Source organism: Streptomyces sp. NPDC059454 (assembly GCF_042749965.1).
In the GTDB taxonomy this organism is placed as follows: domain Bacteria; phylum Actinomycetota; class Actinomycetes; order Streptomycetales; family Streptomycetaceae; genus Streptomyces.
In genome coordinates this window covers 21,803-47,391 of the sequence record NZ_JBHYVC010000037.1, presented here as the reverse complement: position 1 = coordinate 47,391, position 25,589 = coordinate 21,803, and the positions used below count along the sequence as shown (strand labels likewise).

Below are 25,589 nucleotides of genomic sequence, written 5' to 3'. Positions count from 1 at the left end.
GCGCCGGACCCCGGGGGTTCACCAGGAACCGTCAGAAGCCGGCACAGCCGGGGGCGCTCCAGAACGGTGACGGGTCATGGGCCAGGTGGGTGTGGTCGTTGTGACCCTCGTAGCCCTGGCCGAGGATCTCCGAGAAGCCGGAGGTCTTGCCCTGCACCGCGTAGGAGCAGCGCCGGGCGAGGGTGCCGGTGAGGTCGGCGGCGTCACCGAAGCGGTGGCGGCTGGTGGGCGCGCTGTCCGGCGGCTGGCAGGCGTCGGAGCGGAATCCGCTGGAGACGGTCATGGGGGTGTCGCCCAGCTTGTGCCGGATGGCCTCCAGCTTCCACATGGTCTTCAGCGCGTTGCTCTTGGCCGTGGCCGCGCTGACGGCTCCGCCCGCCCAGGTGGAGTTGCACCGGTTGAGCTCGGCGTAGGAGAAGTGGATGGGGGTGCAGTCGCTGTCCGACAGCTGGTTGATCTTGGTGATCGTCTGAGTGCCGGCGACTCCGTCCACGTCCAGGTTGTAGGCCTGCTGGAACTTGCGGACGGCCGCTTCCGTGCGGTCCCCGTAGACGCCGTCGTACGACAGGCGTTCGCCGGAGGTCACCCAGCCCGCGACGCGGATCTGCAGTTGTCTGACGTCCTCGTTGGACTCGCCCGGCTCAAGGGGCAGGTGGGACCAGGTCCGGCAGGCGACCGCGTGCGCGGTGCCGGCGGTGACGCCGGTGCCCACCATTCCTATCATGAGCATGACACAAGCAAGCAGGGAGTACAGGGCTCTCCTGAGCATGCCGATCTCCTCGGTCGTTGGATTCCGTACGGGCCCGGGGCCCGAAGGGCGGGCCCACCATAGGCGTGGGCGGGGCGACGGCAAACCGGCGCACTGAACACCACCGGCCCGTGGGCCGCGACGTCCGCACTGGCAGGATGCGGCCACCGCCCCGCATCCTCCTGCCTCGGACGACCGGCGTCCCGCCGACCGCGAGGGAGCACACTCCTGGAAGCGGCCGCCGGCCGGCGCACCGTCACCGGCCCGCCCGCCGTGAGCAGTTCGACCACCTTCCTTCTCTGCACCGGGAGAGCTCCATGTTCCTCGACCGCGCCCTGCGCAAGACCGTCCCCGTGGCCCTGGCCGCCGTGACGGCCCTCGGCCTCGACATCTGTGTGGCCACGTCCGCCTCGGCCAACATCAACGACGGCTACGTCTCGGGATCGGGCGCCTTCGCGGACGACTGGGACGACGAGGGCACCCTGGCCCGGGGGTACAACGGCACGTACTCCAACGCCACCTGCCTGTGGCAGAAGGTCCTGTACGCCGACGGCTACCTGTCCACCGTCGAGGTCGACGGGGTCTTCGGCAGCACGACCCACGCGGCCACCTACAACTGGCAGTACGACCGCGGTCTGGAGGCCGACGGCATCGTCGGGAAGAAGACGTTCACCAGGGCGGGCGACCGGCTCCGCGACCAGACCGGGGACGGCCAGGTGGACACCTACGCCGGGTCCAGGTACGACATCACGGTCGTCCGCAACTCCGGCGGACGGTACGCGTTCTCGGAGGGCGCCGCGACCCACGTCGCCTCCTACACCAACCGGACCTGTTCCTGACCCACCCGTCGGGCCGTCCGCACGACACCGCGCCGCCGGGGCCACCCGGCGGCGCGGTGTCGTGCGTGCGCGGACGTACGGACCCGGCCGGACCGTCCGCCCCCGCCCGTCACACGGCGGCCCCCGGACCGTCCTGCCGGGGCTCCTCGTCGGCGACCTGTGCCCCGAAGCGCTGCCAACCCTCCGCGCAGGCATGGGCGACCAGTTGGAGCGCCTCCCGGGAGTGGCTCGCGGCCGCCTGCGCGACGGAGTCGGGCCGTTCCATGAAGGCCAGGGTCGACGTCACCAGGCGCAGCAGCGTCCGTCCCTGGTCGTTGTACCGCAGCGACGGATCCCGCAACAGCTGCTCCAGCCGGGGCCGCAGGGAGTCGGCCGGCGCGGCGGCCGGCGTGTCCTCGGGCTCCGCCGTGAGCCGGCGGCGCACATCGAGCGCCGTCCCCACGGAGATCCCCGCCCTGCGGGCCACGGCCCGCAGGCTCGCCTGCGGCTCGCGCGTCATGATCTCCCGGGCGCGCTCCCGCCCCTCCCGGGCGGAGAGCGGACGGCGCCGTCCGTCCCGACCGACGCGGTGGGCGGCGGTCGCACCCTCCGACGCGGTACGCGCGCGCAGTGCGGCGACGGTGCGCGGCGCGACTCCGCACACCGACGCCGTCCACCGGTCGGACCGCTCCGGACGCGAGGCGAGGAGGCGGCACACGGCGGCGGCGCGCTCCTGCGCGGTCAGCGGGAGTCCGTGCGAGGCGTTGAGGCGTACGGCGGCCACGAAGGCCTCGTCCTCGGACCCCTCGAACCACCGCACGGGCACACGGTCCAGGCCGCGCGACCGTGCCGCGGCCATACGGTGGTGCCCGTCGATCACCCGCATGGTCGCCCTGTGGACCAGCAGGGGCGGCATCGCGTCCACCCGTTCGGCGAGCAACCGGACGTGGACCGGGTCCAGGCCGCCCAGCCGCGGTGAGTCCCCCTCGGCCAGCGCGGCGATCGCGACCGTCGCCGCGCCCTCGTCCGTCGCCGCCGAAGCGTCGCCGGCGCCACGGGCACCGCGGGGATCCCCGGCGTCCCGGTGCGGCTCACGGATGTCGCGCGTCGTCATCGGGCCCCTCCTGGGAAACCTCGGCCGCCGGCCGGCGCGCCCACGCGCCCCTGGCAGGAACCCTGCCAGGGGCCGGCGCCCGGCCGGAGCGGCGGACGTGGCAACTTGCGGTCACCTGCCGACACCCTCTTGCCACGCCGGCCCGCCCGGCTCGCGGAACACCCGTCGCCGTCTCACACTCTGGTACGACGTTCCTGACAAGTGAGATGTCTGAGATCGTGGGGCAACCGTTCCACCTGGAAAGACCGTGAAATGCCCGCACCAACCACCAGCCCGGTTCCCGTCAACTCCCGGTCCCGGGTCCTCATCGCGAGCCTCATCGGCACGACGATCGAGTTCTACGACTTCTACATCTACGCGACCGCCGCCGTCCTGGTCTTCCCCTCGCTCTTCTTCCCGAGCAGCGACCCGACCACGGCGCTGCTGTCGTCCTTCGCGGTGTTCGGCGCCGCGATGGTCGCCCGCCCGATCGGCGCCGTGGTCTTCGGACACCTCGGTGACCGGCTCGGCCGCAAGGGCACACTGGTGGCCTCGCTCCTCACCATGGGCATCGCCACCTTCCTCATCGGCGTGCTGCCCACCTACGCGCAGGCCGGCTGGGTCGCCACCGCGCTGCTGGTGCTGATGCGGCTCGCACAGGGCTTCGCGCTCGGCGGCGAGTGGAGCGGCGCGGCCCTGGTCGCCACCGAGAACGCCCCGCAGGGCAAGCGGGCCCTCTACGGCACGTTCCCGCAGCTGGGCGCCCCGCTCGGCTTCATCATCGGCAACGGGCTCTTCCTGGTCATCGGCGCGCTGCTGCCGTCCGCGGCGGGCGCCGACCCGTCGCAGCCCTCGGACGCCTTCCTGAGCTGGGGCTGGCGCATCCCGTTCCTGTTCTCCGCGGTGATGGTCGCGATCGGCCTGTGGGTGCGGATGCGCCTGGTGGAGGCGCCGGTCTTCGCCAGGACCCGCGAGGCCGGGCTGGTGCGGAAGCTGCCGCTGGCCACCGTCTTCCGCGGCCACTGGAAGCAGCTGGTCCTCGGCACCTTCTTCATGCTGGCGACGTACGTGCTCTTCTACCTGATGACCACGTTCTCGCTGAGCTACGGCCGTACGCCCGAGGACGCCGCCGTGCCCGGCCTGGGGTACGACTACACCACCTTCGTCCTGATGATGATCTTCGGGGTGCTGTTCTTCGCCGTGTTCACCCTGGTCTCCGGGCCGCTCGCGGACAAGTACGGCCGGCGCTCCACGCTGATCGCGGTCACTGCCGGGATCCTGGTCTTCGGGCTGGCGTGGGTGCCGCTGATCGGCATGGGCACGCTGGGCGTGGTGCTGTGGCTGGTGCTCGGCTTCACGCTGATGGGCATGACGTTCGGCCCGATGGGCGCGCTGCTGCCGGAGCTCTTCCCGACGAGCGTGCGCTACACGGGCTCCGGGATCTCCTACAACGTCAGCTCGATCCTCGGCGCGGCCGTCGCCCCGTTCATAGCGGTCGCCCTGTGGGAGGCCGGCGACGGCTCGCCGTGGCTGGTCGGCGTCTACCTCTCCTCGATGGCGCTGCTGACCCTGGTGGCACTGCTGCTCGGCAAGGAGACGAAGGACGTCGGGCTCGACGAGGGCGAGGCCGTCGCCGACCCCGAGCACGACGAGGTCCCCGCCGCCACCACGGCCCCCTGAGCCCTCCGTCGTCCGCACCGCGGCCCCCTCTCTCGTCCGGGACGGAAGGGGGCCGCGGTGCGTCTTCGCCGGCGGCGGCACCCGCGAACATGAAAGCACTGTCCAACACCCTGTGAAGACTGACCCGCGTTGTAAGGTGTGACCACGCCGACCACCAGAGCCAGGACTCACCCATGCCGCAGCCACCCGCACCCTCCGCCCAGGTGACAGCCGCCGAGATCTCCCGCATCGCGGGCGTCACGCGCGCCACCGTCAGCAACTGGCGCCGTCGGCACGAGAATTTCCCCGCACCCTCGGGCGGCACGGACAGCAGCCCGCTGTACGACCTGGAGGAGGTCCGCGCCTGGCTCGCCGCACGCGGACAGCACACGGCGGCCACGCCCAGCGGGGAGCTGCGCACCACCCTGCGCCTCCGCGAGCGGGCCGGCGCCGGCCCGTCCGACCTGCTCCTGCTGGTCCTGGCGGCCGCCCGCCGCCCCGCCGAGGACCTCACCGGTCTGCTCGCGCTGTCCGACACCGACCTGGTGAAGCAGGCGAACGACGCGGCGGCCGGGGCCGCGGACGTGGTGCCGGACACGGAACCCGCCCGGTTCACCGCCGCCGACACCACGGTCCTGCGCGCCCTGCTGCTCTGCGTCCGCGACGAGGGCGCGCAGACGGCGCTCGGCGTCCTGGCGGAGCGGGAGCTGGAGGACAGCGCGGCCAGCGGCGCCTACCGCACCCCCGTCCCGCTCGCCGACCTGCTGGCCCGCCTGCTCCCGGGCTCCCCGGCCCGCGTCCTCGACCCCGCCTGCGGCAGCGGCACCCTGCTGACGGCCGCGGCGGCACGCGGCGCGCGCGAGCTGTACGGGCAGGACAGCGTTCCCGTCCAGGCGCGGCGCACCGCGGTCGGCCTGACCCTGACGGCCGGGGAGGGCACGGACGTCACCGTGCGCACGGGTGACAGCCTGCGCGCCGACGCCTTCCCCGACCTCACCGTCGACGCCGTGCTGTGCAACCCGCCCTACGGCGACCGGGACTGGGGCCACGACGAACTGGCCTACGACTCGCGCTGGGCATACGGCTTCCCGCCCCGCGCCGAGTCCGAACTGGCCTGGGTCCAGCACGCGTTGTCCCACCTCGAACCGGGCGGCCACGCCGTGCTGCTCCTCCCGCCGGCCACGGCGTCCCGCTCCTCCGGCCGTCGCGTCCGCTCCGAGCTGATCCGCAGCGGCGCGCTGCGGGCGGTGGCGGCCCTGCCACCGGGGGCGGCGATCCCGCTCCACATCGGCCTGCAGGTGTGGGTGCTGCAACGGCCGGAACCGACCCGGCCGGCGCACCGGACGGTGCTCTTCGTCGACATGGCCGGCGAGCCGTCGGCGCCGGGACGCGGCGGAACCCGTTCGGGTTCGGTGGACTGGGCGCGGGTGACGGAGCAGATCGTCTCCGCGTGGACGACGTACGCCGGGGACCCGAACGGGTTCGAGGCGCGGGCCGGGGTGGCGCGGGCGGTGGGCGTGGTCGACCTGCTCGACGAGGTGGTCGACGTGACCCCGGCCCGGCAGGTGCGCGCCTCGCCGGCGGACGTCGCCCCGCGGGAACTGGCCCGCGAGACCGCGGCGGCCCGCGAGGGGCTGGCGGCGGCGGCACGGACAGTGTCCGAGCTGGCCGGCACGGCGTCGTGGGACGCCGCGGGGGCTTCGGCCCGCGAGTGGCGCACGGCCACGGTGTCGGACCTGGCGCGGGGCGGGGCGCTGAAGGTGCTGCGCGCGGTTCCGGTCTCGCCGCGGGCGACGGCCGCCGAGGCGGAGGAGGCGGAGGCGGGCGCCGGCGGCGGGGAACGCCGGCCCGCTCTGACCGGCGGCGACATCGCCCGCGGGACCGGGCCGACGGGGCAGGTCCCGGACGTGCGGGCCGAGCAGACGCCGGAGATCGCCGTGGGCGACGTCCTGGTCCGCAGCCTGCTCGGCGGCGCCGGCGCCGTGGCCCGGGTCGCGGGCGAGGCGGAGGGCGGCGCCCTGCTGGGGGCCGGCGTTCACTTGTTCCGGCCGGACCCGGCGCGGCTGGACCCCTGGTTCCTCTTCGGGTTCCTGAGCTCCGAGGCCAACCTGGCCGGCGCCTCGACCGGCAGCTCGACGCTCCACCTCAGCCCGGGGCGGCTGCGCGTACCGCTGCTGCCGCCGGCGGAGCAGCGGCGGTACGGCGAGGCCTTCCGGCACGTGCACGCGCTCCGGGCGGAGGCGCAGCGGGCGGCACAGCTGGCGGAGGAGACGGCACGGCTGCTGGCGGGCGGACTCACGGGCGGCCGGCTGCTGCCGCCCGGAACGTGACGTCGCGCCCCTCGCGCGCACCCTTCACACGCTCTTCGCCCATAGGGGCCGGTATCTCCGTTCCGCAACCCTCGTTCCCGACCCCGCACCCATCCACTACCGTGTCCCCAGGCGCGCATCGCGGCTGACCGGACGCCCGCCAGGACCGAATGCCGAGGACACACGTGCAGATCACGCCCCTGAACCCCGAGGATCCGGTCGCCCTGGGCGACTTCGAACTCCTCGGCCGGATCGGTCAAGGAGGCATGGGCCAGGTCTTCCTGGGCGAGTCGCTCGGCGGTGAACCCGCCGCGGTGAAGGTGATCAAGCCGTCGGTCGTGGACTCCGAGTCCCGGCAGCGGTTCGCGCAGGAGATCGAGGTCCTCAAGACGATCTGGGGCCCCCGCATCGCGGCGTTCCTGGGAGCGGACGCGGAGGCGGAACAGCCGTGGCTGGCCACGGAGTACGTGGACGGCCCGGACCTCGCGAAGCACGTCAAGACGCACGGAACGCTGCCGTCCGTCCTCACGGCGGCCCTCGGCGCGATCCTCGCCGAGGCGCTGTCGGGGGTGCACGCCCAGGGCCTGCTGCACCGCGACCTCAAGCCGGCCAACGTCCTGCTGGGACCGAACGGCCCGAAGATCATCGACTTCGGCCTGGCCGCGTTCACCGAGTCGAGTGTCTCCCTGACCGCCCCCCACCAGGTCGTCGGCACCCCGGTCTGCATGGCCCCGGAGCAGGCCGCGGGCGTGAAGCCGCTGACGGCGGCGGTGGACGTGTACGCGCTGGGGGCGCTGCTGCTGTTCGCCGTGACGGGTCACCATCCGCACGAGGCGGCCACCCCGTACATGGTGTTCCACCTGGTCACGGACCCCGGCACGGCTCCGGACCTGTCCGGCGTCCCGGAGGAACTGCTGCCGCTCCTGACCGGCATGCTCGCCCACGGCGCCGCGGACCGGCCGTCGCTGACCGAGGTGGTGCAGCAGTGCCGGTCGGTGATCGAGGCCCGGGGCATGAAGATCGCCCAGGCGCGCCGCAGGCTCACCGCGCACACCGCGGAGCAGCGCCGGCACGGGCCGACGGCGCCCGCCGACAGCGTCCCCACCGTCGCCCGGCCGGCCCCCGCGAACGGCACCCGGGTCACGGAGACCGGCCCGGCCGAGCCGGAGACACCGGCCGGTGCCCCGCCGGTCTCCCCCACCGTGGTCGAGACCGTCCCGGGCCCGGCCGCCCCTCAGGCGCACGACTCCCCGGCGCTCTCCGGGACGCCCGCCGCCGTGCCCGCCGAGCCCCGCGACCGCCCCCGCGGTGACCGGCGCGAGCAGCCGCAGCCGGGCCACCGCCCGTCCGCGGTCCCCGGCCGGCCCAAGGAGCCGGCGCACACGCTGCGCCACTCCGTCCAGGCCCGCAGGACGGCGGAGCGGCTGCGTACCGCGTACGCGGCGAAGGCCCCGTTCTGACACCGACGGCCGGTCGGCCGGGACGGGCCCCGCGCCCGCTTCCCGGCCCGCCGTCCCGCCGTCCCGGCCGTGCCCCCACCGGCCGCCCGACCTGCCCCACATCCACCCCATCGACCTGATCGCCCAGGAGGCACCCGCGTGACCGCCGACTTGAGCACCGCTCCCGCGACGAGCGGCGAGGACGCCCAGTACCCGCCGGGTGCCCAGATCCTCGTACGGGACGAGGTGTGGCTGGTGCGCACCGCGACGCGGACCGAGCACGACGGGGCCAGGATCGAGGCGGTGGGCGCGTCGGACTTCGTGCGCGACCAGGAGGCGGTGTTCTTCGACAGGCTCGACCGGATCGAACTGCTCGACCCGAAGCTGACCCGCCTGGTGCGGGACGACTCGCCGAACTTCCGCCGCTCGCGCCTGTTCCTGGAGGCGGTGCTGCGCAAGACGCCGCTGCCGCAGGCCGAGCGCGGCCTGGCGCTCGCGGACTCCTTCCTCCTGGACGCCCTCCCCTACCAGCAGCGCCCCGCCCAGCTCGCCCTGTCCGGCCGCAACCTGCGCCCCCGTCTGCTCATCGCGGACGTCGTCGGCCTCGGCAAGACCCTGGAGATCGGCCTCACCCTGGCCGAGCTGATCCGTCGGGGCCGCGGCGAGCGCATCCTGGTCGTCACCCCGCAGCACGTCCTGGAGCAGTTCCAGCACGAGCTGTGGACCCGGTTCGCGATCCCGCTGGTGCGGCTGGACTCGGTGGGCATCGAGCGGATCCAGCGGGAGATCCCGGCGGGCCGCAACCCGTTCACGTACTTCAAGCGGGTCATCGTCTCCATCGACACCCTGAAGAACACCGACCAGTACAAGCATCACCTGGAGCGGATCACCTGGGACGCGGTCGTCATCGACGAATCGCACAACCTGATCAACAAGGGTTCCCTGCGCAACCAGCTCGCCCGCACCCTCGCCCCGCACACGGACGCCCTGCTGCTGGCCTCGGCGACCCCGCACAACGGCGACGCCCGTTCCTTCGCCGAGCTGATCTCGCTGCTCGACCCGGCCGCGATCCGCGACCCGGAGCACTACCGCGCCGACGACATCAAGCACCTGTTCATCCGCCGTACGAAGGTCAGCCCCGAGGTGCGGGAGCAGATGAAGGGGCAGTGGGCGGACCGGGGCCCGTCCCGTTCGATCCGGGTGACGGCGACTCCGGCCGAGGAGAAGGTCTTCGAGGAGCTGGCGGCGGTGTGGCTGCCGTCCGACGGGTCGAAGTCGGTCAGTGACGTGCCCCTGTTCCCGTACACGCTGCTGAAGTCCTTCCTCTCCTCCCACACGGCGCTGAAGGCCACCGTCACCACGCGCATCAAGACGCTGGAGAAGAAGGACGACCCGGAGTCGACCGCCGCCGAGCGCGCGGCCCTGCACCGGCTCCTCGAGCTGGCGTCGGGGATGACGGAGGCGGACTCGGGCAAGTTCGGGGCCCTGCTCGATCAGTTGCGGGAGATCGGGGTCGGGCCGAAGTCGGACACCCGGGTGGTGGTGTTCTCCGAGCGGGTGCAGACGCTGGAGTGGCTGGCGCGGACCGTGCCGGCGGCGCTCGGCTTCAAGGGGAAGGCCGCGCAGGAGGCCGCCCGGGTCATGCACGGCGGTCTGTCGGACGAGCAGCAGATGCAGTGCGTGGAGGACTTCGGCCTCGCGGACACGCCCGTGCGCATCCTGTTCACGGGCGACGTCGCCTCCGAGGGCGTCAACCTGCACCGCCAGTGCCACCAGCTCGTCCACTACGACGTGCCCTGGTCGCTGATCCGCATCGAGCAGCGCAACGGCCGCATCGACCGCTACGGGCAGCCGCACCAGCCGCAGTTCCGGGCGCTGATCCTCACCAGTTCCGTCGACGGCGCCAAGGACGACACGCTCGTCTCCGAGCGCCTGCTGGAGCGGGAGGCCGAGGCGCACCGGTCGCTGGGCACGGCGGAGGCGGTGTCCGGGCTGTACCGGGCGGAGGCCGAGGAGAAGTCCCTCATCCAGGACCTGCTGCGGGGCCGTGACGTGGACGAGTCCCTGGACGCCGACCGCACCTCCGGTGCCGACGATTCCGTGGACGACTTCCTCGCCGACTTCTTCGGCGCCGTGGGCGACGAGCCGGAGGAGGACCCCGCCGACGCGGGCGGCGGCGACGGCACCGGGGCCGCCGTGCCCCGGGCGGACGTGCCCCGGCTGTTCGGCTCCACCCGGGAGTTCCTCGACGAGGCGCTGCGCGAGGTGTACCCGGACGCCCACGACCGGCTCGACCTGTCGGCCGACCCCGAGACCGGGCTGCTGTCCTTCGTCCCGCCCTCCGACCTGGTCCACCGCCTCAAGGCACTCCCCCCGGAGTACGTCCGTGAGCAGGGCCTGCGCGACCGGCTGAAGGTCACCTTCAACCGGCGCCTCGCCGACAGCAGTCTGACGCGCGCCCGCGCCTCGGCGACGTCCAGCTGGCCGGACATCTCCCTGCTGACCGATCTGCACCCGGTCATGGAGTGGCTGACGGACAAGGTCCTGGTCCGCCTGGACCGCCAGGAGGCCCCGGTGCTGACGGCGGACGTGGCCCGGCCCACGTACCTCGTGCAGGGCATCTACTCCAACGCGCTCGGCCGGCCGACCGTCGTCAAGTGGATGGCGGTCACCACGGACGGCGAGGTCGACGACGACATGGTGGCGGTGCTGCGCCGCGCCCAGGTCGGCCCGACCATGGCGAACCCCGGCCTCGACCACGACACCGACCACCTCGCCGAGGCGATCCCGGCCGTCCTGGACACGGCGGAGGCCTTCCTCGAGCGGCACCGGGAGGCGTGGGACGAGCCGCTGCGGGTGCCGATCGAGGAGTACAAGGCCCGCCTGGGCGCCTGGGAGCAGCCGACGCTGACGGCGGCGGGCGGCGGCTCCGCGCCCACCGCCACCCGCGACCGGCTCGCCTCCCTCGCGGACTCCCTGCTCACCACCGGCCGTCCGATGCTCCGCGTCCTCGCCGTCCTCGCCCCGGCCCACGCCGCCGCCTGACCGACCCGCCCAGAGGTATCTCACGATGACGTTCGACTCCCTGGTCAACCGCGGCGACTACTTCTCCGCGCACTACCTCGCCGAGGTCCTCCCCAAGGACCTGAAGTCCGGCCTGCTCGCCGAGTGGAAACAGCGCGAGGAGGACGCCGCCGGCGCCGAGCGTCCCGAGGGCGCGCTGCCGGTCACCCCGCGCGCGGGCCTGCGGGCGCTGCGCCGCACCTACTTCGCGGCCCGGTCGTACTTCACGATGGACGAGGGGCGGGCGGCGACCGGCGACGACGCCGTGACGTACGACGCCCCCGAGTGGCGCGACCGCGTGCGCGAGCTGAACGGGGAGGTGCTGCGCGCCCTCGGCTTCGACGCCAAGCCGGGCACGCTCACCGTCGTGCGCGCCGACCAGTCGCACGAGGTGACGGTCGCGCACGCGGAGAAGGATCTCGTCGCGCTGGACTGCGGCTGGTCGGCGGAACCCGATGACGCGCTGGACCCGGACGGCGCGGGGCGGCTGCTGGACGAGCTGCGGCTGGACGGTCAGCACACCGTCGTCACCGGGTCCAAGCTCGCCTCGTTCCTGTTCGCGTGCGAGGATGCGCCGCGCTACGTGCTGCTGCTGGTCGGCGGTGTGGTCGTGCTCGCGGACCGGGCGGCGTGGGGTGAGGGCCGCTACCTGGCGGTGTCGCTGGACCGGGTGCTGGAGCGCAACGACACCAAGGCGGGCGGCGAACTCGACACGGTGGCCGCGCTGTTCGGGGCGGACTCGCTGCGTACGCCGGCGGAGGGCGGGGAGAACCCCCTCGCCACGCTGGTCGACAAGTCGACGAAGCACGCGGTGGGCGTCAGCAGTGAGCTGCGGGACGGGCTGCGGCTGAGCGTCGAGCTGATCGCCAACGAGGTGCTCGACCGGCTGCGCGAGGGCGGTGTCCGCCCGGAGGAGGTCAAGGAACTTCCGGAACTTGGACGCCAGTTGACGCGGGAGTCGCTGCGGTACCTGTACCGGATCCTGTTCCTGTTGTACGCGGAGGCCCGCCCGGAGCTGGGCATCCTGCCGTCGGACTACCCCGAGTACCAGCTGGGGTACGGGCTTGGCCGGCTGGGCGAGTTGATCGCCGAGCGCGATCTCGTCGACGAGAAGTCCCGCAAGGGGTTCTACCTGTACGAGTCGCTGGACCTGCTGTTCGGCAAGGTGCAGGAGGGCTACCGGCCGCGTCGGACCCACGGGGCGGACGCGGAGACGCCGTCGGAGGCCGTGACCGCGAAGACGTCGGAGGACATGGGGCTGCGGTTCGAGCCGCTGCACTCCAAGCTGTTCGAGCCGGGCGCGATCCGGCTGATCGGGGCGCGTGCGGTTCCCGACCCGCGGGTCGAGGGTGAGGCCGAGGGCGAGGGCGGGGAGCGGTTCATCGACACCCGGCTGCGCAACGAGACGCTGTACCGGGTGCTGCGCCTGCTGATGCTCACGCGCGGCAAGCGGCGCGAGCGCGGCGGCTTCATCTCCTACGCCCAGTTGGGCATCAACCAGCTCGGGGCCGTGTACGAGGGCCTGATGTCGTACTCGGGCTTCGTCGCGGGCGAGAAGCTGTACGAGGTCGCGAAGAACGGTGACCCGAAGGACGGCTCCTGGCTCGTTCCGGCGACGAAGGCCGACGAGTACCCCGACGAGGTGTTCGTCCGCCACAAGGACGAGGACACCGGCGTGGAGGAGCGCGTGTGGTACGCGCCGGGCGCGTTCGTGTACCGCCTGTCGGGCCGCGACCGTCAGACGTCGGCCTCGTACTACACGCCGGAGTCGCTGACCCGGGTGACGGTGCAGCTCGCGTTGCAGCACCGGCTGGACCAGGACGACACGGTGACCGAGGCGCGCGAGCTCCTCGACTGGAAGATCTGCGAGCCGGCGCTCGGCTCGGGCGCGTTCTTGAACGAGGCGATCAACCAGGTCGCGGCGGAGTACCTGCGGCGGCGGCAGGACGAGTTGGGCGTCGCCATCGACACGGAGAAGTACGCGGTCGAGCTCCAGAAGGCCAAGGCGTACATCGCGCTGCACAACTCCTACGGCGTGGACCTCAACAACACGGCGGTGGAGCTGGCGGAGGTGTCGCTGTGGCTGAACACGATGCATCCGGGGATGGAGGCGCCGTGGTTCGGGCTGCACCTGCGGCGCGGCAACTCGCTGATCGGCGGGCGCCGGGAGGTGTACTCCGCTGAGCGTCTGAAGAAGGGCGGCTGGCTGGGGACGACTCCGGAACGCTTCCCGTTGTCCGAGGCGTTGGCGGGGGCGGCGCTATCCGAGGGGGCGGTGCACCACTTCCTGCTTCCGGCGAAGGAGTGGGGCGCGGTCGCGGCCGAGAAGGAGGCCAAGGCACTGGCTCCGGCGGAGGCGAAGGCGCTGGCCGCTTGGCGGAAGGCGATCACCAAGTCGCCGAGTCCCGTGCAGACGAAGCGGCTTCAGGGGCTGGCCCGGCGGGCGGAGTACCTGTGGGGGCTGGTCGTGCGCCGGCTGGAGATCTCCGAGCGGGAGATCTCGCGGCGGGTGGATGTGTGGGGCGCGGAGGAGGGGTGGCTGCGGTCACCCGAGGTCGCAGTGCCGAGGGAGAAGGTCAAGGCCGACCTGGAGGCCGTCGACACCCCGTACTGGCGTCTGAAGACGCTGATGGACGCGTGGTGCGCGCTGTGGTTCTGGCCCGTGCAGGAGGCCGCGCTGCTGGACGGGTCGCATGAGGCGTACGCGCGGGCGGCGGAGGTCGCTTCGCAGTCGGCGGGGTGGACCGTGTCGGCGGCTCCGGTTCCGGGTCAGGCGGGTGCGCCCGTGCGGGAGACGTACGAGTCGGAGGACCTGTTCGGTGACGTCCAGGTCGTCGAGGTCAAGGCGAAGGGTGCGCGGGGCGGGGGCCGCAAGGAGCAGATCCGGGGCGAGCGGCGGACTGTGATCCCGCTGGCCTCGCTGGACGACTGGCTGGACTTCGCCGAGTCGCTGTTGGGCACGCAGGACGTGGCTGCGGACTCGCTGGTGGCCCAGTTCGACACGCTGGACGAACTGGAGCGGTACGAGGACGAGTTGCCCGAGTGGATGGGCATGGAGCGGTTCTACTCGCTGGAGTCGCGGTATCCGTGGGCGGGGGTCGCGCGGGATGTGGCTGAGCGGCAGGGGTTCTTCCACTGGGAGTTGGAGTTTGGGCAGGTCTTCGGGGCACGGGGTGGGTTTGATCTGCAGGTGGGGAACCCGCCGTGGGTGAGACCGGACTGGCAGGAGGACGCAGTCCTGGCCGAACTGGAGCCCTGGTTCAAACTCGCACAGAAGCCAAGCCCTCAGGAATGGCGACTCCGAAAGGAAGAAGCTCTTCAGAGGTTCGCTCTCAACTACTTCTTGGATGAGCTGGCAACAAATACTGGTGTTGGAGAATCACTTGGCTCTGCCGCACTTTACCCTCTCATCATGGGCTCTCGCCCTAACCTCTACCGGTCTTTCATGTGCCAAGTGTGGCGACATGCAAATAGCCGCGGATCATCCGGACTAATCCACCCCGACACACATCTCGAAGGCTCAAAGGACGGACGCCTCCGAGCAGAGGCATACTATTATCTGCGCCTACATGCCACATTCATCAATTCTGGAAATTGGGCTTTCGAAATCGGTCGCACCGTCCCCTTCGGACTGCATATCTATGGGACTCGAGCACAGAAGATTGATTTCCTGACACTCAGCCAACTTCACGCCGCCAGCACACTGCTCGAGTCACTGACACATGACGGATTCGGGCCACCACCTGCGCAGAAATTTGGAGGAACCTGGGACATCAGGCCACACAAGAGTCGCATTATTCGCGTTACACGAGATGTTCTGAACAGCTGGAAAATGCTCACCTCAGAACAAGGATCTCCAGTCGAAGAGACTCAACTGCTTCACTCGATCTCAACCCACGAACAGGATGCCATCGCATCACTGGCCCAGGTGAACGGTCGACTTGCGGATAGCCATCCACTCACCAGTTCTGGATACAACGAAACAAACGCCAAGAATGACGGAATTATCCACTATCATGTCGGACTTCCGGCAAACTGGACAGAAGTCATCCTTCAAGGGACACATTTTTCAATCGCGACACCATTCGCGAAGCAACCAAACTTGCCCATGCGCAACGGGAAGGACTGGGCAGCCTGGCGCCTGACAGACCTTCCCGAAAACGCAATCCCGCGTACAACCTATGCACCAGCCAGCGGTCGCGACGTGTATGAAGCGGCGCAGGACCGCTGGAATGGCCGACGATACACTGAACGCTATCGCCTGGCATGGCGAGCCATGATTGACCCCAAGAACACAGAGCGTAGCCTCTTCGCCGCCCTCATTCCCCCGGGTCCCGCCCACACTCATGGCGTACTCTCCATGGCTCTCCCCAGCGACCTCGCCACTACATTGAACGCAGGCTTTTGGGCTGCGCTACCACTGGACTATCTGCTGAGGGTCACAGGGCGAGCCAACCTCTTGGCAGGCGAGGCCGTTAAGATGCCTGCCCCCGACCCTAGTCACCCCCTAGCTCATCCCCTAATTCTCCGCACCCTTCGCCTCAATGCCCTTACCGCAGAATACGCTCCTCTCTGGGAAGAGCTATTTCATCCAAGCTGGCCAGGTCATGAGGACTGGGCCGTCCCCAAATGGCCGGGCGTCAATCCTCTCGCGGCGCACCTCAAGTGCACCTGGGACTACGAAACCCCGCTGCGCACGGAATGTGAGCGTCGTGCCGCCCTTGTCGAACTCGATGCTCTGGTATCAGTCTGGCTTGGCATTACAGCAGATCAGCTTGCCACGATTTACAAGTCTCGCTATGCAGTCCTCGCCGACCGCGAAGCGGCAATGTACTTCGATATCAAGGGACGCCGAATCGCAGCGGACGCTTACGCCCACGGCCACGGGCAGACCAAGCAGGACTACCTTGACCTAATGGCCCACCTGGAGAACCCGGAGTCCACCCCGCCACCTGAGGGCTACACCGCCCCCTTCTACAAGGCCGACCGCGAGGCCGAGATGCGGGCCGCGCACGCGCACTTCCAGGCCCGTTTGGACAAGGAGATCGCCGCTGGTCGCTGGACGCCGTGACGTCTGAGACCCGCTCCAAATAGCGCAGGTCGGCGCTTCTCCTGCGAAGCGCCGACCTCGCGAGCCACGCGGTCGTGGAACGGCCAACTCACATCGCGTTGAGCAAGGCCGACCAAGCCCCAGAGCTCACCTTCAACACAGGCCCACCTTGGGCCACCCGCTTCGAGTCACGCACGTGGACAGCAGCCGCATTCACAGCAACCTCAACGCACTCGCCACCCGCGCCGCTGCTGTAGCTACTCGTGAACCAGCGCAGTTCCGAGCGGGGCTGACGGCCCGCGTCTTCCGTGTTCATAGGTCTCCCAACAGCTTCTGAACGAAGGCCAGTGACTCCGAGGGCGTGAGGCCCTGTGCTCGCAGGATGCCGTACCGCTCCTCGTACCCCCGAACCACCGGCCGCTCACTGTAGAGGTGGCTGTGCTCGTTCACCTCCACATAGGCGATCCTCTGCGCCTTGCTCGTCTCCATCAAGGTGAACGGACCTCCCATTCCGGCATGTTGGCGCCGATCGGTCGGCATGACCTGGATCTCGACGTTGCGCTGCTGGCCGTAGAGGAGGATCTGCTCCAACTGTGCCCGCATCACCGCGCTCCCTCCCAGCGGCCGACGCAGAGTGCTCTCCTCGATAACAAAGCTGATCGTCGGCATGGTCCCGCGCGAGAACAATTCCTGGCGAGCCAGCCGGGCGGCTACACGCTGGTTCACAGTCTCCTCGTCCAGGAGGGGGCGCCACATCTCGAACACCACGCGCGCGTACTCCTCGACCTGCAACAACCCCGGCACGGCCTGGTTGGCATACACATGCAGCTCGACCGCCTCCGCCTCCAGCTTCGCCGCATCCCGGAAAAACGCGGGATACCTGGCCCGAGCCACCTCCTCCTTCATCACCGTCAGCAGACCGCCGGCCTCCAGCACCGCATCCGCCCGCTCGATGAACTCAGGCTTCGGGATGCGCCGCCCCAGCTCCACCGACGCGACCATGTCCTCGCCGTAACTCAGCTTCGCACCCAACTCCGCCCGCGTCAGCCCCCTGCTCGTCCGCAGCAGCCGCAACTGCTGCCCGAAGCACCGCAGGATGCCCGTCTCGCTCTCACCGTGAGCCGTAGTCACCGGTGACCTCACCTCACCCACCCGCACAGTGGTACCGCCCCGCACCACACCCGACTGTCACTCACGGCTCACTCTAGAGACACGCACCGTAGCTTTCGCGTCACTTGCCCCTGCTTCCCCCGTACCGCGTACAGCACCCGCCCGTACACCTGGCCTGCGCCGGGGCCACACCGACCGGAGTCAGGTCGCTCACCCGGTTCCCCTCCCCGTCGTCGAACCGGCGAACGGGGACGACGCACCGCCACGCCGTCAGCCGACGAACCGCCTTGCCGCCCGCCGGAACGAGGAACGACGGCTGGTCACGAATCGGGCGCTCATCGCGGTCTGCAGGAGAGCACCGGGTCGGCCCACCCGCCGAGGCGACGGCAGAGACCGAAGCGGTTGAACCACTCCTCGCCGTCGAGGCCCCGTGTGAGTCCGGTCCTCACCGCCTGAGCGACGACGGTGTTGGTCGCAGGACCTGTTCCCGCGGTGACGAGCCACTATTTGGGGTCGCCCGGACTTCCCTGCCCGCTCTCCCACATGAACTGCGAGACGGGCATGTGCGAGCGACGGTTGGACGCGTATGCGGGGGCCGGCGATCCCAGTGAAACGAGAACCGCGAGAACCGAGATCAAGACGGTCGGCATCGCTTCTCCCCTGCCCACGATGAGCACGCGCCTCCCGTGCACGGACGAGGAGACCGCCACCGGCCGCTGGACTCCGCCCGGGAGCCGTGATGCCCGACTTCCGCTCCGCGCGATGAAGGGCGGGCCGGCCACCGGCCCGTCCCCGGTGGACCGGGGCAGGGCCGGCGGCAAGCACCACCTGATCGTCGAGGCGCACGGCATCCCGCCGGCCACGACGCCAACCGGCGGCGACCGGCGGCAACCGCAACGATGTCACCCGACTGATCCCGCTGGTCCAGGCCGTCCCACCGATCCGCGGCAAGCGCGGCCGGCCACTGCGCCGCCCCAAGCACCTGTACGCCGACCGCGGCTATGACCACGAGGCTTACCGGGACAAGGTCCGCGACGACGTCCACCACGCGTTCGTCGCCCTCGGCCGCGCCGTCATCCGCCGGCGACGACTGCGCACCTCACTCTGTTGAGAGTATGAGCAGGCGACCGCCCAGGGGATGGCCTGCTCCATGCATGAGAACGCATGCGCGGCAGCACCGGGCCCGCGCAGCCTCACATCCGGGATCTCGGCACAACGGCGCTTCGGCGGTCGTGAGTTGTTTTCCGACGGCTCCCTGGGCCGCCCAGGGATCGACCGGGTCCGGCGCATGCGTTCTCGGCGTTCCCCCAGGACGGGACCGAGAGGTGACGCCGCCTCAGATGGTCGGGGTGTCGTCAACAACCGGCCGGTGGATCTCGACGACCGGCTTCCACCCCGCGGAGAACTCGATGAAGTCCGCACGGGTGGGGTAGGTGTCGATCGCGCGACGGTCACGCTTGGGGCTGTCGCTCCCCTTGCGCCCCCGGGGAATCTGCTCCTCGAAGATGTCGACCTTCACGTCGGGAACCTCCTTGAGGCCCTGGCGCCAGATCTGCACGACGTCGGCGCCGAACGCCTGCCGGACCGCGGCGTAAAGGGCCGTGAGGGACCCCTTGTCCCCACCAGGGACGAAAAGTGCCAGGTCCAGCACGACACCGGCGGACTGGAGAACCTCGATGGTCACCGAGCCGTTCTCGTCGGCCAAGTAGATCCCGGCTTCGTTCTCGTCGTCGGGAAGGCAGGAGACCTCTTCCTGGAACACGGTCCTCGCCGTGATCGAGCCGCCCTCGAAATCCTCACCGGACTTGGTCAGAAAAGCAGGGACATAGCAGTCGGGAAGCTTGAGTTCTGCCGTGTCGGCGGAAACGAAGATCCTGTCCTTCACGCCGAGCTTCGTCACCTCTTCCAGCGAGAGGCGGCGAGCGGCGATCTTCTCCGTGTTCACGATTTCCCTTTCAGGTTGCACTGTCCCTCCGAACAAGGACGCTATCACGAAACCCCGAGGTCAACTGCCCAGTAATCCTTGGGTAAATGACCTCTGATGGCCTGCACGGGAGGATACCGAAGCGAGTGCCACTCGGTCGGGAACACGCATCCGCCAGGCAGTCTCCCTCGTCATGGCGTTGGGGATCAACTGGCGGTTGCATTTGGGTGCGTTGGGTAGCACGGAGGAACTAAAGGAGAGTTTACGGCAGATATCACTCATATCCCCTTCGGGGAGGTGACGGCGAGGTAAGGCGATCCATTCGTCGCGCATCTCGGAGAGCGCAGCGGAAACCGACCGGAAGTCGCGTGTTACCGCGCCCTCGCCACAGGTCCCGGCCCGGACAGCCGAGCGCTTCTGACGCCTCACCGACTCGATGCGTATCCCGACTGCTTGCCCGGTGCCGGAAGTGGTTCACTTGCTGCCGGTTCCCGTGCCGGGATCGCCTGTCCGTAGACCGAAGGAAGCCGTTGCGATGACCGCGTCCGCTCCCCTGCCGCCCCCTCCCTCCCAGCCGCCGGCTCCCGCCCCCGGTGGTCGTGCTCCCTCCCGGTGGATCGCGCCGGTGGCCGCTGCCGTCGTCGCCGCCGGTGCGGGCATGGGAATCGGCTGGCTCCTGTGGTCCGGGCCGGACAGCGCGGCCTCCGGGACCGGCGTCGACGACGCGGCGGCCGATGCGGCGGGTGCCTGCCAGGCGTGGAAGCGTGTTCCGTCACTCGACGCGATATACGACAACGACGACAAGGACACCAGGATGGCCCACTACGAGCGCGCCGTCGGTGCTGCCACCCTGGCCCAGTCCGCGGCCCAGCTGGACAGCCGCTACGACGCTCTCGGCAAGGCCTTCCAGAACATCAGCATGCGCCTGCGGACGTACGACATCAAGGGCGCCGAAGCGGAGGCGGCCCACGAGAAGGTGACCACCCTCTGCGCCGAACTGGACGACTGAGAACCGGGCATCACCCGCCAGGCACCCGCCGGATCGCCCGTTCGGCCCGGACCGAGCGGGCGGGCGGATGCCGCGCGGCGTTCCCGTTCCCCGGTCCCCGCGGCGACGGCCCGGCGGAAAGCAACCGGCAGCGGACGGCGATCTCCCGGGTGAGCTGCCCGGGCGCCACGGGAAGCCGGAGACGATCAACGGATGATCCGACCGGGCGACGATCAATGGGGGTGCTGAATCTGCGCGCATGAGGGCCGACAGATTCGAGATAAAGGGAGTTCGACTCCCAGCGGTGCCGGAATGGTTAACATCGCCTGAGCCTCAGCGGGGGAGGGCATGGTGGCAGCCGCATCCGGTGACCATTCCGCTGCCAAGTCATGGGCACTGCTCGGCGGGATCGCATCCTTGCTGTCGATCCTGGCCTGGCTGGGCGTGGGCAGCCCGGGGGAACTGAAGGACTTGTTGGCCGACTCGCCCCCCTCCGGTTCCAGCCCAACCCCGTACACGTCTTCGCCGAACGACCGCATCCCCGATGACTCCGACAACGGTGAGGGGAGCGCCGACGAGCCGGACCCCGAGCCGTCGACACCCACACCCACTCCCGCTCCGGATCCCACCGAAGCGGCGTTCGAAGCCGTCTCGGCCGGCGACTGCCTGCCGGTCCACGACACCGGCCGCGGGGGCACCACCAGCGTCGACTGGAGCGCCGGCGCTCCGCCGGACCCCGTGTCCTGCGCCGGCGAGCAGGCGCAGGTCCAGGTGACCGCCGTCAACACGGACTGCCCCACCGGCTACGGGAAGTCGTACTGGAGCTACCGGTCCACCACCACCGGCGACACCACGAAGCTCTGCCTCTCCCGCGTCTACCACGCCGGCTACTGCATCCTCGGCCGGCAGTCCGGCGACTCGGTCTCCCTCGCGCTGATGACGGCCGTGGCCTGCCGACGCGAGCCGGTACCCGTCCCGTACAACCAGATCATGCACATCACGGGCGTCTACCGCGCCCCGGCGGGCGCCGACGCGAACAACTGCCGCCGGGTGGCAGACGATCAGACGCGCTACTGGGCCGCTCTGGTGGACGACGGCGCCACGCTGCTGTGCACCACGATCTACCAGGGCAGCTGACCGACGGCTCAGTTTTCCCCCCGACCGCCCGAGTGCGCTCTCGAGGAGGCCGGTTCGGACCCGTCCCCGTCGTCGTGACGGCCGTCGGGCCCGGGTTCGCCGGAACGGACGGCGTTGTCACCCGAAAGCCCTCACCCCGTGCCGAACGGCGTCCGCCCGCCGCGGCAGCAGGCCGTACGGCCGCGGTCACCCACCCGAAGGCACGCCCGCGCGACCGGCCGTCCGCTTCGCGCGGGTCGCGGATGTCACCGAGGCGTGGCGTGCGCGACCCGTCACCCGGGCCTCAGGAAGCCTTGATCAACTTCTTGGCCTCGGGAGGAAGTCCGTCGCCGGAGTCGACGACGAAGAGGACGTCGTCGGGTGCGTCGTCCACCGCGATGGCGACACCGGGGTCCACTCCTTCGATCGCGTAGGCGGTCACCGAGTCCGGTGACGCCCGGCCGCCTCCGTCGCCCGGCGAGTCGTCGCACGGCGGCAGGACGGCCGGCCCCAGCTTCCTGCCGATCTCGAATTCGGCATGGGCCACGTCCACGTACACGCGCTCGTCGTACTCGACCCGGAACGCGCAGGACGCCTCGGACCCGCCGTCGCCCGACGACGCGCATCCGGCGGACACCACGACGGTCACCGCCGCCGCCAGTACCCGCGCGAGGGCGTTCCGCCCGGCCGACGTCACGGTTCTCACCTGAACACCTCCTCCCGGGGCCTCGGGCCCCGGATCGATGGATGCCGCAGAGGCCGAGGACATCGCCCCTGCCCGGGGTCCTTGCCCTTGTCGGGCACCCGATCGAACCGCCGTACGTCGTCAGGTCGCCGTACGACCCGTGGACGTCCTTCGGCCCGAAGGGGTGCCCGGCCTCATGAGTACCGACGGAGCGGACGCCGTGGACGTTCGAACAGCCACTGGTCACCTGGTCGGTGAAGTCGTGGTCACGGGTGCGGGACCGGACGTCGGCCTTGTCCGCGTTCACCGGTGGATCCGTCCGCCCGGGATTCCGGAACGCCGGTGGGCGGGCGGCGGCACGGTGGAGGATGTCCGTCATGACGGTTGAAGGCTCCTCCATCGACTCCACCAGGCCCAGCATCGCCCGCGTCTACGACTACCTGCTCGGCGGCAAGGACAACTACGCCGTCGACCGGGAGGTCGGCGACGTGTTCTTCCGGGACCTCCCCGGTTCGGTGGCCATCGCCTTCGCCAACCGCGCGGCCCTGACGCGGGCGGTCGCGCAGATCGTGACGACCACCGGCGTACGGCAGTTCATCGACCTGGGCAGTGGTCTGCCGACCGCCGACAACGTCCACCAGGTCGCGCAGCGGCACGCCCCGGAGTCCCGGATCGTGTACGTCGACAACGACCCCCAGGTGCTGGTCCACGGCTGTGCGCTGCTGGAGCAGAACGACCGGACCCGGGTCGTCCGGGCCGACGTACGCGACCCCGAGGGCGTCCGCACCCACCCGGACACCCTGGAACTGATCGACTTCGACCGCCCCGTCGCCGTCGTCCTCAGCGCCATCCTCCACCACGTCAACGACGAGGAGGACCCGGCCGGGATCGTCCGCCACTGGCGCGACCACGTGCCCTCCGGGAGCCACTTCTTCGTCAGCCACTTCCGTTCCGGCGACAACCCGGAGACCGCGGAGGCCGAGCGGGTCCTCCAGCAGACCTTCGGCCGCGGCCGGTGGCGCACCGACGAGGAGATCGCCTCCCTGCTGGACGGCCTGGAGATCCTCGACCCCGGAATCGTCCCCGCGCCCCTGTGGCGTCCCGACACGGCCGACAACCCGTGGAGCGCGGGCGGCGAGCAACGGGAGCTCACCGTCTGGGAACGCCTCATCGTCGCCGGACTGGCCCGGAAGGCATGATGCCCCGACGGGATCTCACCGGCGTAGGCAGGGAAGACGGCATGGGTGACGGCTGAGAGTCCGGGATTCTCCGTGGCGTGGTAGCCGTGCACCCCGGCCGTCGCCACGCCCACGGTGTCGAACGCGACCCCGGGGTGTATGGAGGAAGCGCCCTCCCTGAATACGACCTGGAAGCACCGACGAAGAACTTCAGCGTAATGGCCTTGAATGGAGTAGAGAACGGAAACGCTGAAAGTCTTCTGGGGCAGTACTACACACTCAACCGAATCATCGACGGCACGAACGACGGTTTCCTCGTGAAGATTGTCGGGTAGTCAGCCGCGAGATAAATGAAGACTCCGGGGGGCGACGCAGAACATCGCCCCCGGAGTCTTTGACTATTTAAGCCAGAACTGCATCAGGTACTTCTCTACGGCTTGAGGTACGGACTCGCGCGACAAGCGCGCAACCTCGGAGCGGCCAGAGCACGCCACTCTGACGGCCCATTCCTTCCCGGCCTCCGGCAGCTCTATTGCGTCAGGCATAGGGCCGCCAGCAACAGCCCAAGCCTTAAGAAGTCCTGATTTGCAGATGATGCTCGCCATACCCGTCTCGTCCCATTCTCCCGCCGGCTGGAGAGGCTGTGAATCCCACACTTCGACGGTTACTTCGGCTGTATGGGTATGTCCGGCACTTCCGATGTCGAGACGCCCGACTTTCGAGGAGAGAAATATACCCGCATCGAAATCGCGCGGGAAAAGTGACGGAATCCACGAATCGTCCGCGTCTTGCAGGCAGAATCCGTGAAAGTCAATCATGACGGGAATTGTGCGGGAACTCATGAGCGAAGCCATCTGTAACCTTCAGGACGCCAGTAGTGCCACCGTACCGGCACGCAGGCGAGCATCAAGGTAATATGCGGAGAATCCAACAGGAGTTCGGGCTGTGCGTTGGCCGGGTCCGTCTCCAGGGACTTTGCGAGGTCGCAGGTCGGGTGAGGTTGTCCGGTGATGGGTTGTCAGTCGCGTTGTGAGGACCCGGATGCAGGTACAGGCGCGGCCTCGTTGATCATGTGAGTGTCGAGTTCACATGACCACGGCCGAAGACCGTGTCTGCTGTCTCGTCTTCTCCTGTGCCGTCGGGCCTGGGGCAACTGGCTCGTGCTCCGTCACCGCGGCCGCTGCCCGACGCGGTGTGCCTCGCCCACTTCCTCGCGGGCCTGCCGGATCCGCGCGACCGCCGTGGCCGGCGGTTCCCGCTGACGGCCATCGTGACGGCCGCCGCAGCGAGCGTCCCGGCTCGTACAGGATCCCTGACCACGATCGCCGAATGGACCGCGGACGCGCCCCGTCGGGTCCTTCTGGCCCTCGGCTTCGCGTTCGACAGCGGCCGGCGGGAGGAGCGTGAACCACGCACACACCCACACTTCCCGCCCCGGCGCTCCGCACGGTCACCACCCGAGAACGCGACGGCCGGCCAGGCGGAGATCCTCGGCTCCGCAGCGTCATCGCCGACAGGCTCTCCCCCGAGGACCTCACCGCGCTCGACCGGCTCCTCGGCACCGGCGGCCCGCACAGCGTCCTGCGCCGCGACGACCTGACGGTACGCACCGAGCGCACCGTCTGGGCCGTCCGCCGCACCTGACCACGGACGGTCCCTCCCGCCGGGACGGGCCCGCCTCCGAACCCGCGTACAGCACCCCTCCGTACAGGCGTCGCTGCTGGTGACACGCCCGTCGCGGCCGTCACTCTGACGACATGCACAGTCCTTCCCCGCAGCGGCCCCGGCTGCTCTCCCTCCTCCCCATGCCCTCCACCGAGTTCGCGATGGCCTTCACCTCGACCCCGCGAGGGGCCCGCCTGGCCCGGCTGTTCGTCGCGCACTGCCTGGACTCCTGGGGCCACCCCCACACCGGTCATGTCAACGAGACGCTGTCGCTGATCACCGCCGAACTGTGCGCCAACGCCGTCCAGCACGGACGCGTCCCCGGCCGGGACTTCCATGTCCGGCTGACCGCCGAGGCGGACGGCGGGCGGCTGCGCGTGGAGGTCTCCGACACCCGCACGGAACGCCGGCCCACCGTCACCACCCCCACAGACCCCGACACCGAGTCCGAGTCCGGCCGCGGCCTCCTCCTCGTCGCCGCCCTCGCCGACGACTGGGGCGTCACCGACCGCCGCGGCGGCCCCGGCAAGACCGTGTGGGCGACGGTGAGCACCGCGCCGACCACCGCGAACCTCGGGTGCGTTGTCAGTGACCTGGCCTAATCTGCTCGACATGCCGGGACGACGCCTCGCACCGGACCGTACTCTCGCCACCCTTCGAGCCGCGCACGAACAGAAGGCGAACACAGCGGCGCGGGCCACGCGTCCGGCCCGATCCGCCGCACCGCGATCACCGACCCGATAG

Annotated in this window: 18 protein-coding genes and 3 pseudogenes; 14 read left to right on the top strand and 7 right to left on the bottom strand. The window is 70.2% G+C overall.

Features of this window, described 5'->3' with window-relative positions; genetic code table 11:
* Window positions 1–31 precede the first annotated feature (31 nt).
* Window positions 32–769, bottom strand: a complete 738-nt coding sequence (locus ACFXAE_RS23640) for a D-Ala-D-Ala carboxypeptidase family metallohydrolase (protein ID WP_384718135.1) — start codon at window positions 767–769, stop codon at window positions 32–34.
* A 296-nt stretch (window positions 770–1,065) separates the two neighbouring features.
* On the opposite strand from ACFXAE_RS23640, the gene ACFXAE_RS23635 reads away from it, so the two are divergent.
* The gene (locus tag ACFXAE_RS23635) at window positions 1,066–1,587 is read left to right on the top strand and encodes a peptidoglycan-binding protein (protein WP_384718133.1); all 522 of its coding nucleotides are present in this window, start codon (window positions 1,066–1,068) and stop codon (window positions 1,585–1,587) included.
* A gap of 109 nt (window positions 1,588–1,696) precedes the next feature.
* On the opposite strand, the gene ACFXAE_RS23630 is transcribed toward ACFXAE_RS23635, so the two are convergent.
* Window positions 1,697–2,680 (bottom strand): ParB N-terminal domain-containing protein, encoded by a 984-nt coding sequence (locus ACFXAE_RS23630; protein ID WP_384718131.1) that lies wholly within the window; start codon window positions 2,678–2,680, stop codon window positions 1,697–1,699.
* Between the two features lie 252 nt (window positions 2,681–2,932).
* On the opposite strand from ACFXAE_RS23630, the gene ACFXAE_RS23625 reads away from it, so the two are divergent.
* The 5 genes from ACFXAE_RS23625 to ACFXAE_RS23605 all read left to right on the top strand — a co-directional run bounded on the left by ACFXAE_RS23625 (window position 2,933) and on the right by ACFXAE_RS23605 (window position 16,200).
* Entirely contained in the window at window positions 2,933–4,339 is a 1,407-nt protein-coding gene (locus ACFXAE_RS23625; protein WP_384718129.1) for an MFS transporter, read from the top strand.
* 173 nt (window positions 4,340–4,512) lie between these two features.
* Window positions 4,513–6,648 (top strand): N-6 DNA methylase, encoded by a 2,136-nt coding sequence (locus tag ACFXAE_RS23620; RefSeq protein ID WP_384718127.1) that lies wholly within the window; start codon window positions 4,513–4,515, stop codon window positions 6,646–6,648.
* 164 nt (window positions 6,649–6,812) lie between these two features.
* A complete protein-coding gene (locus tag ACFXAE_RS23615; protein ID WP_384718125.1) occupies window positions 6,813–8,087 on the top strand; it encodes a protein kinase in 1,275 nt (424 codons plus the stop codon).
* Between the two features lie 138 nt (window positions 8,088–8,225).
* The gene (locus ACFXAE_RS23610) at window positions 8,226–11,111 is read left to right on the top strand and encodes a DEAD/DEAH box helicase (RefSeq protein WP_384718123.1); all 2,886 of its coding nucleotides are present in this window, start codon (window positions 8,226–8,228) and stop codon (window positions 11,109–11,111) included.
* A gap of 25 nt (window positions 11,112–11,136) precedes the next feature.
* Complete coding sequence (locus ACFXAE_RS23605) at window positions 11,137–16,200, top strand: class I SAM-dependent DNA methyltransferase (RefSeq protein ID WP_384718121.1); 5,064 nt, start codon at window positions 11,137–11,139, stop codon at window positions 16,198–16,200.
* Between the two features lie 88 nt (window positions 16,201–16,288).
* Here ACFXAE_RS23605 and ACFXAE_RS23600 read toward each other — a convergent pair whose 3' ends face one another.
* Both ACFXAE_RS23600 and ACFXAE_RS23595 read right to left on the bottom strand, forming a co-directional pair.
* Window positions 16,289–16,495, bottom strand: coding sequence for a DUF397 domain-containing protein (locus ACFXAE_RS23600; protein ID WP_384718119.1), 207 nt, complete (start codon window positions 16,493–16,495; stop codon window positions 16,289–16,291).
* Entirely contained in the window at window positions 16,492–17,310 is an 819-nt protein-coding gene (locus ACFXAE_RS23595; protein ID WP_384718117.1) for a Scr1 family TA system antitoxin-like transcriptional regulator, read from the bottom strand. The genes ACFXAE_RS23600 and ACFXAE_RS23595 overlap by 4 nt, the downstream gene beginning before the upstream one ends.
* Before the next feature lie 747 nt (window positions 17,311–18,057).
* On the opposite strand from ACFXAE_RS23595, the pseudogene ACFXAE_RS23590 reads away from it, so the two are divergent.
* Window positions 18,058–18,325: pseudogene (locus ACFXAE_RS23590) on the top strand (transposase); the annotation flags it as partial.
* A 300-nt stretch (window positions 18,326–18,625) separates the two neighbouring features.
* Here the strand turns inward: ACFXAE_RS23590 and ACFXAE_RS23585 are convergent.
* A complete protein-coding gene (locus tag ACFXAE_RS23585) occupies window positions 18,626–19,234 on the bottom strand; it encodes a hypothetical protein (RefSeq protein ID WP_384718175.1) in 609 nt (202 codons plus the stop codon).
* 514 nt (window positions 19,235–19,748) lie between these two features.
* Here ACFXAE_RS23585 and ACFXAE_RS23580 point away from each other — a divergent pair.
* A complete protein-coding gene (locus ACFXAE_RS23580) occupies window positions 19,749–20,222 on the top strand; it encodes a hypothetical protein (protein WP_384718115.1) in 474 nt (157 codons plus the stop codon).
* A 327-nt stretch (window positions 20,223–20,549) separates the two neighbouring features.
* On the top strand, window positions 20,550–21,338 hold the full coding sequence (locus tag ACFXAE_RS23575) for a hypothetical protein (RefSeq protein WP_384718113.1): 789 nt from the start codon (window positions 20,550–20,552) through the stop codon (window positions 21,336–21,338).
* Window positions 21,339–21,621: 283 nt separating this feature from the next.
* On the opposite strand, the gene ACFXAE_RS23570 is transcribed toward ACFXAE_RS23575, so the two are convergent.
* On the bottom strand, window positions 21,622–22,023 hold the full coding sequence (locus tag ACFXAE_RS23570) for a DUF6281 family protein (RefSeq protein ID WP_384718111.1): 402 nt from the start codon (window positions 22,021–22,023) through the stop codon (window positions 21,622–21,624).
* 347 nt (window positions 22,024–22,370) lie between these two features.
* On the opposite strand from ACFXAE_RS23570, the gene ACFXAE_RS23565 reads away from it, so the two are divergent.
* Together ACFXAE_RS23565 and ACFXAE_RS23560 are read left to right on the top strand one after the other, a co-directional pair.
* Window positions 22,371–23,201 (top strand): SAM-dependent methyltransferase, encoded by an 831-nt coding sequence (locus tag ACFXAE_RS23565; RefSeq protein ID WP_384718109.1) that lies wholly within the window; start codon window positions 22,371–22,373, stop codon window positions 23,199–23,201.
* 77 nt (window positions 23,202–23,278) lie between these two features.
* A complete protein-coding gene (locus ACFXAE_RS23560) occupies window positions 23,279–23,515 on the top strand; it encodes a hypothetical protein (protein ID WP_384718107.1) in 237 nt (78 codons plus the stop codon).
* A 63-nt stretch (window positions 23,516–23,578) separates the two neighbouring features.
* Here the strand turns inward: ACFXAE_RS23560 and ACFXAE_RS23555 are convergent, their stop codons facing one another.
* Window positions 23,579–23,998, bottom strand: a complete 420-nt coding sequence (locus ACFXAE_RS23555; RefSeq protein WP_384718105.1) for a hypothetical protein — start codon at window positions 23,996–23,998, stop codon at window positions 23,579–23,581.
* 290 nt (window positions 23,999–24,288) lie between these two features.
* Here ACFXAE_RS23555 and ACFXAE_RS23550 point away from each other — a divergent pair.
* The 3 genes and pseudogenes from ACFXAE_RS23550 to ACFXAE_RS23540 all read left to right on the top strand — a co-directional run.
* Window positions 24,289–24,537 (top strand): annotated as a pseudogene (locus tag ACFXAE_RS23550) (transposase family protein); the annotation flags it as partial.
* Between the two features lie 134 nt (window positions 24,538–24,671).
* A pseudogene (locus tag ACFXAE_RS23545) lies at window positions 24,672–24,824 on the top strand (SAM-dependent methyltransferase); the annotation flags it as partial.
* Between the two features lie 113 nt (window positions 24,825–24,937).
* Window positions 24,938–25,447 carry an ATP-binding protein gene (locus ACFXAE_RS23540; protein WP_384718103.1) on the top strand — a complete coding sequence of 170 codons (510 nt, stop codon included), beginning with the start codon at window positions 24,938–24,940 and terminating at the stop codon, window positions 25,445–25,447.
* Window positions 25,448–25,589: the final 142 nt, after the last annotated feature.

Coding starts and splice junctions, on each gene's coding strand:
- ACFXAE_RS23630 (WP_384718131.1), bottom strand. CDS start 2,680: ATGACGACGCGCGACATCCGTGAGCCGCACCGGGACGCCGGGGATCCC.
- ACFXAE_RS23575 (WP_384718113.1), top strand. CDS start 20,550: ATGGTGGCAGCCGCATCCGGTGACCATTCCGCTGCCAAGTCATGGGCA.
- ACFXAE_RS23565 (WP_384718109.1), top strand. CDS start 22,371: ATGTCCGTCATGACGGTTGAAGGCTCCTCCATCGACTCCACCAGGCCC.
- ACFXAE_RS23635 (WP_384718133.1), top strand. CDS start 1,066: ATGTTCCTCGACCGCGCCCTGCGCAAGACCGTCCCCGTGGCCCTGGCC.
- ACFXAE_RS23625 (WP_384718129.1), top strand. CDS start 2,933: ATGCCCGCACCAACCACCAGCCCGGTTCCCGTCAACTCCCGGTCCCGG.
- ACFXAE_RS23600 (WP_384718119.1), bottom strand. CDS start 16,495: ATGAACACGGAAGACGCGGGCCGTCAGCCCCGCTCGGAACTGCGCTGG.
- ACFXAE_RS23580 (WP_384718115.1), top strand. CDS start 19,749: ATGACCGCGTCCGCTCCCCTGCCGCCCCCTCCCTCCCAGCCGCCGGCT.
- ACFXAE_RS23640 (WP_384718135.1), bottom strand. CDS start 769: ATGCTCAGGAGAGCCCTGTACTCCCTGCTTGCTTGTGTCATGCTCATG.
- ACFXAE_RS23540 (WP_384718103.1), top strand. CDS start 24,938: ATGCACAGTCCTTCCCCGCAGCGGCCCCGGCTGCTCTCCCTCCTCCCC.
- ACFXAE_RS23605 (WP_384718121.1), top strand. CDS start 11,137: ATGACGTTCGACTCCCTGGTCAACCGCGGCGACTACTTCTCCGCGCAC.
- ACFXAE_RS23555 (WP_384718105.1), bottom strand. CDS start 23,998: ATGATTGACTTTCACGGATTCTGCCTGCAAGACGCGGACGATTCGTGG.
- ACFXAE_RS23620 (WP_384718127.1), top strand. CDS start 4,513: ATGCCGCAGCCACCCGCACCCTCCGCCCAGGTGACAGCCGCCGAGATC.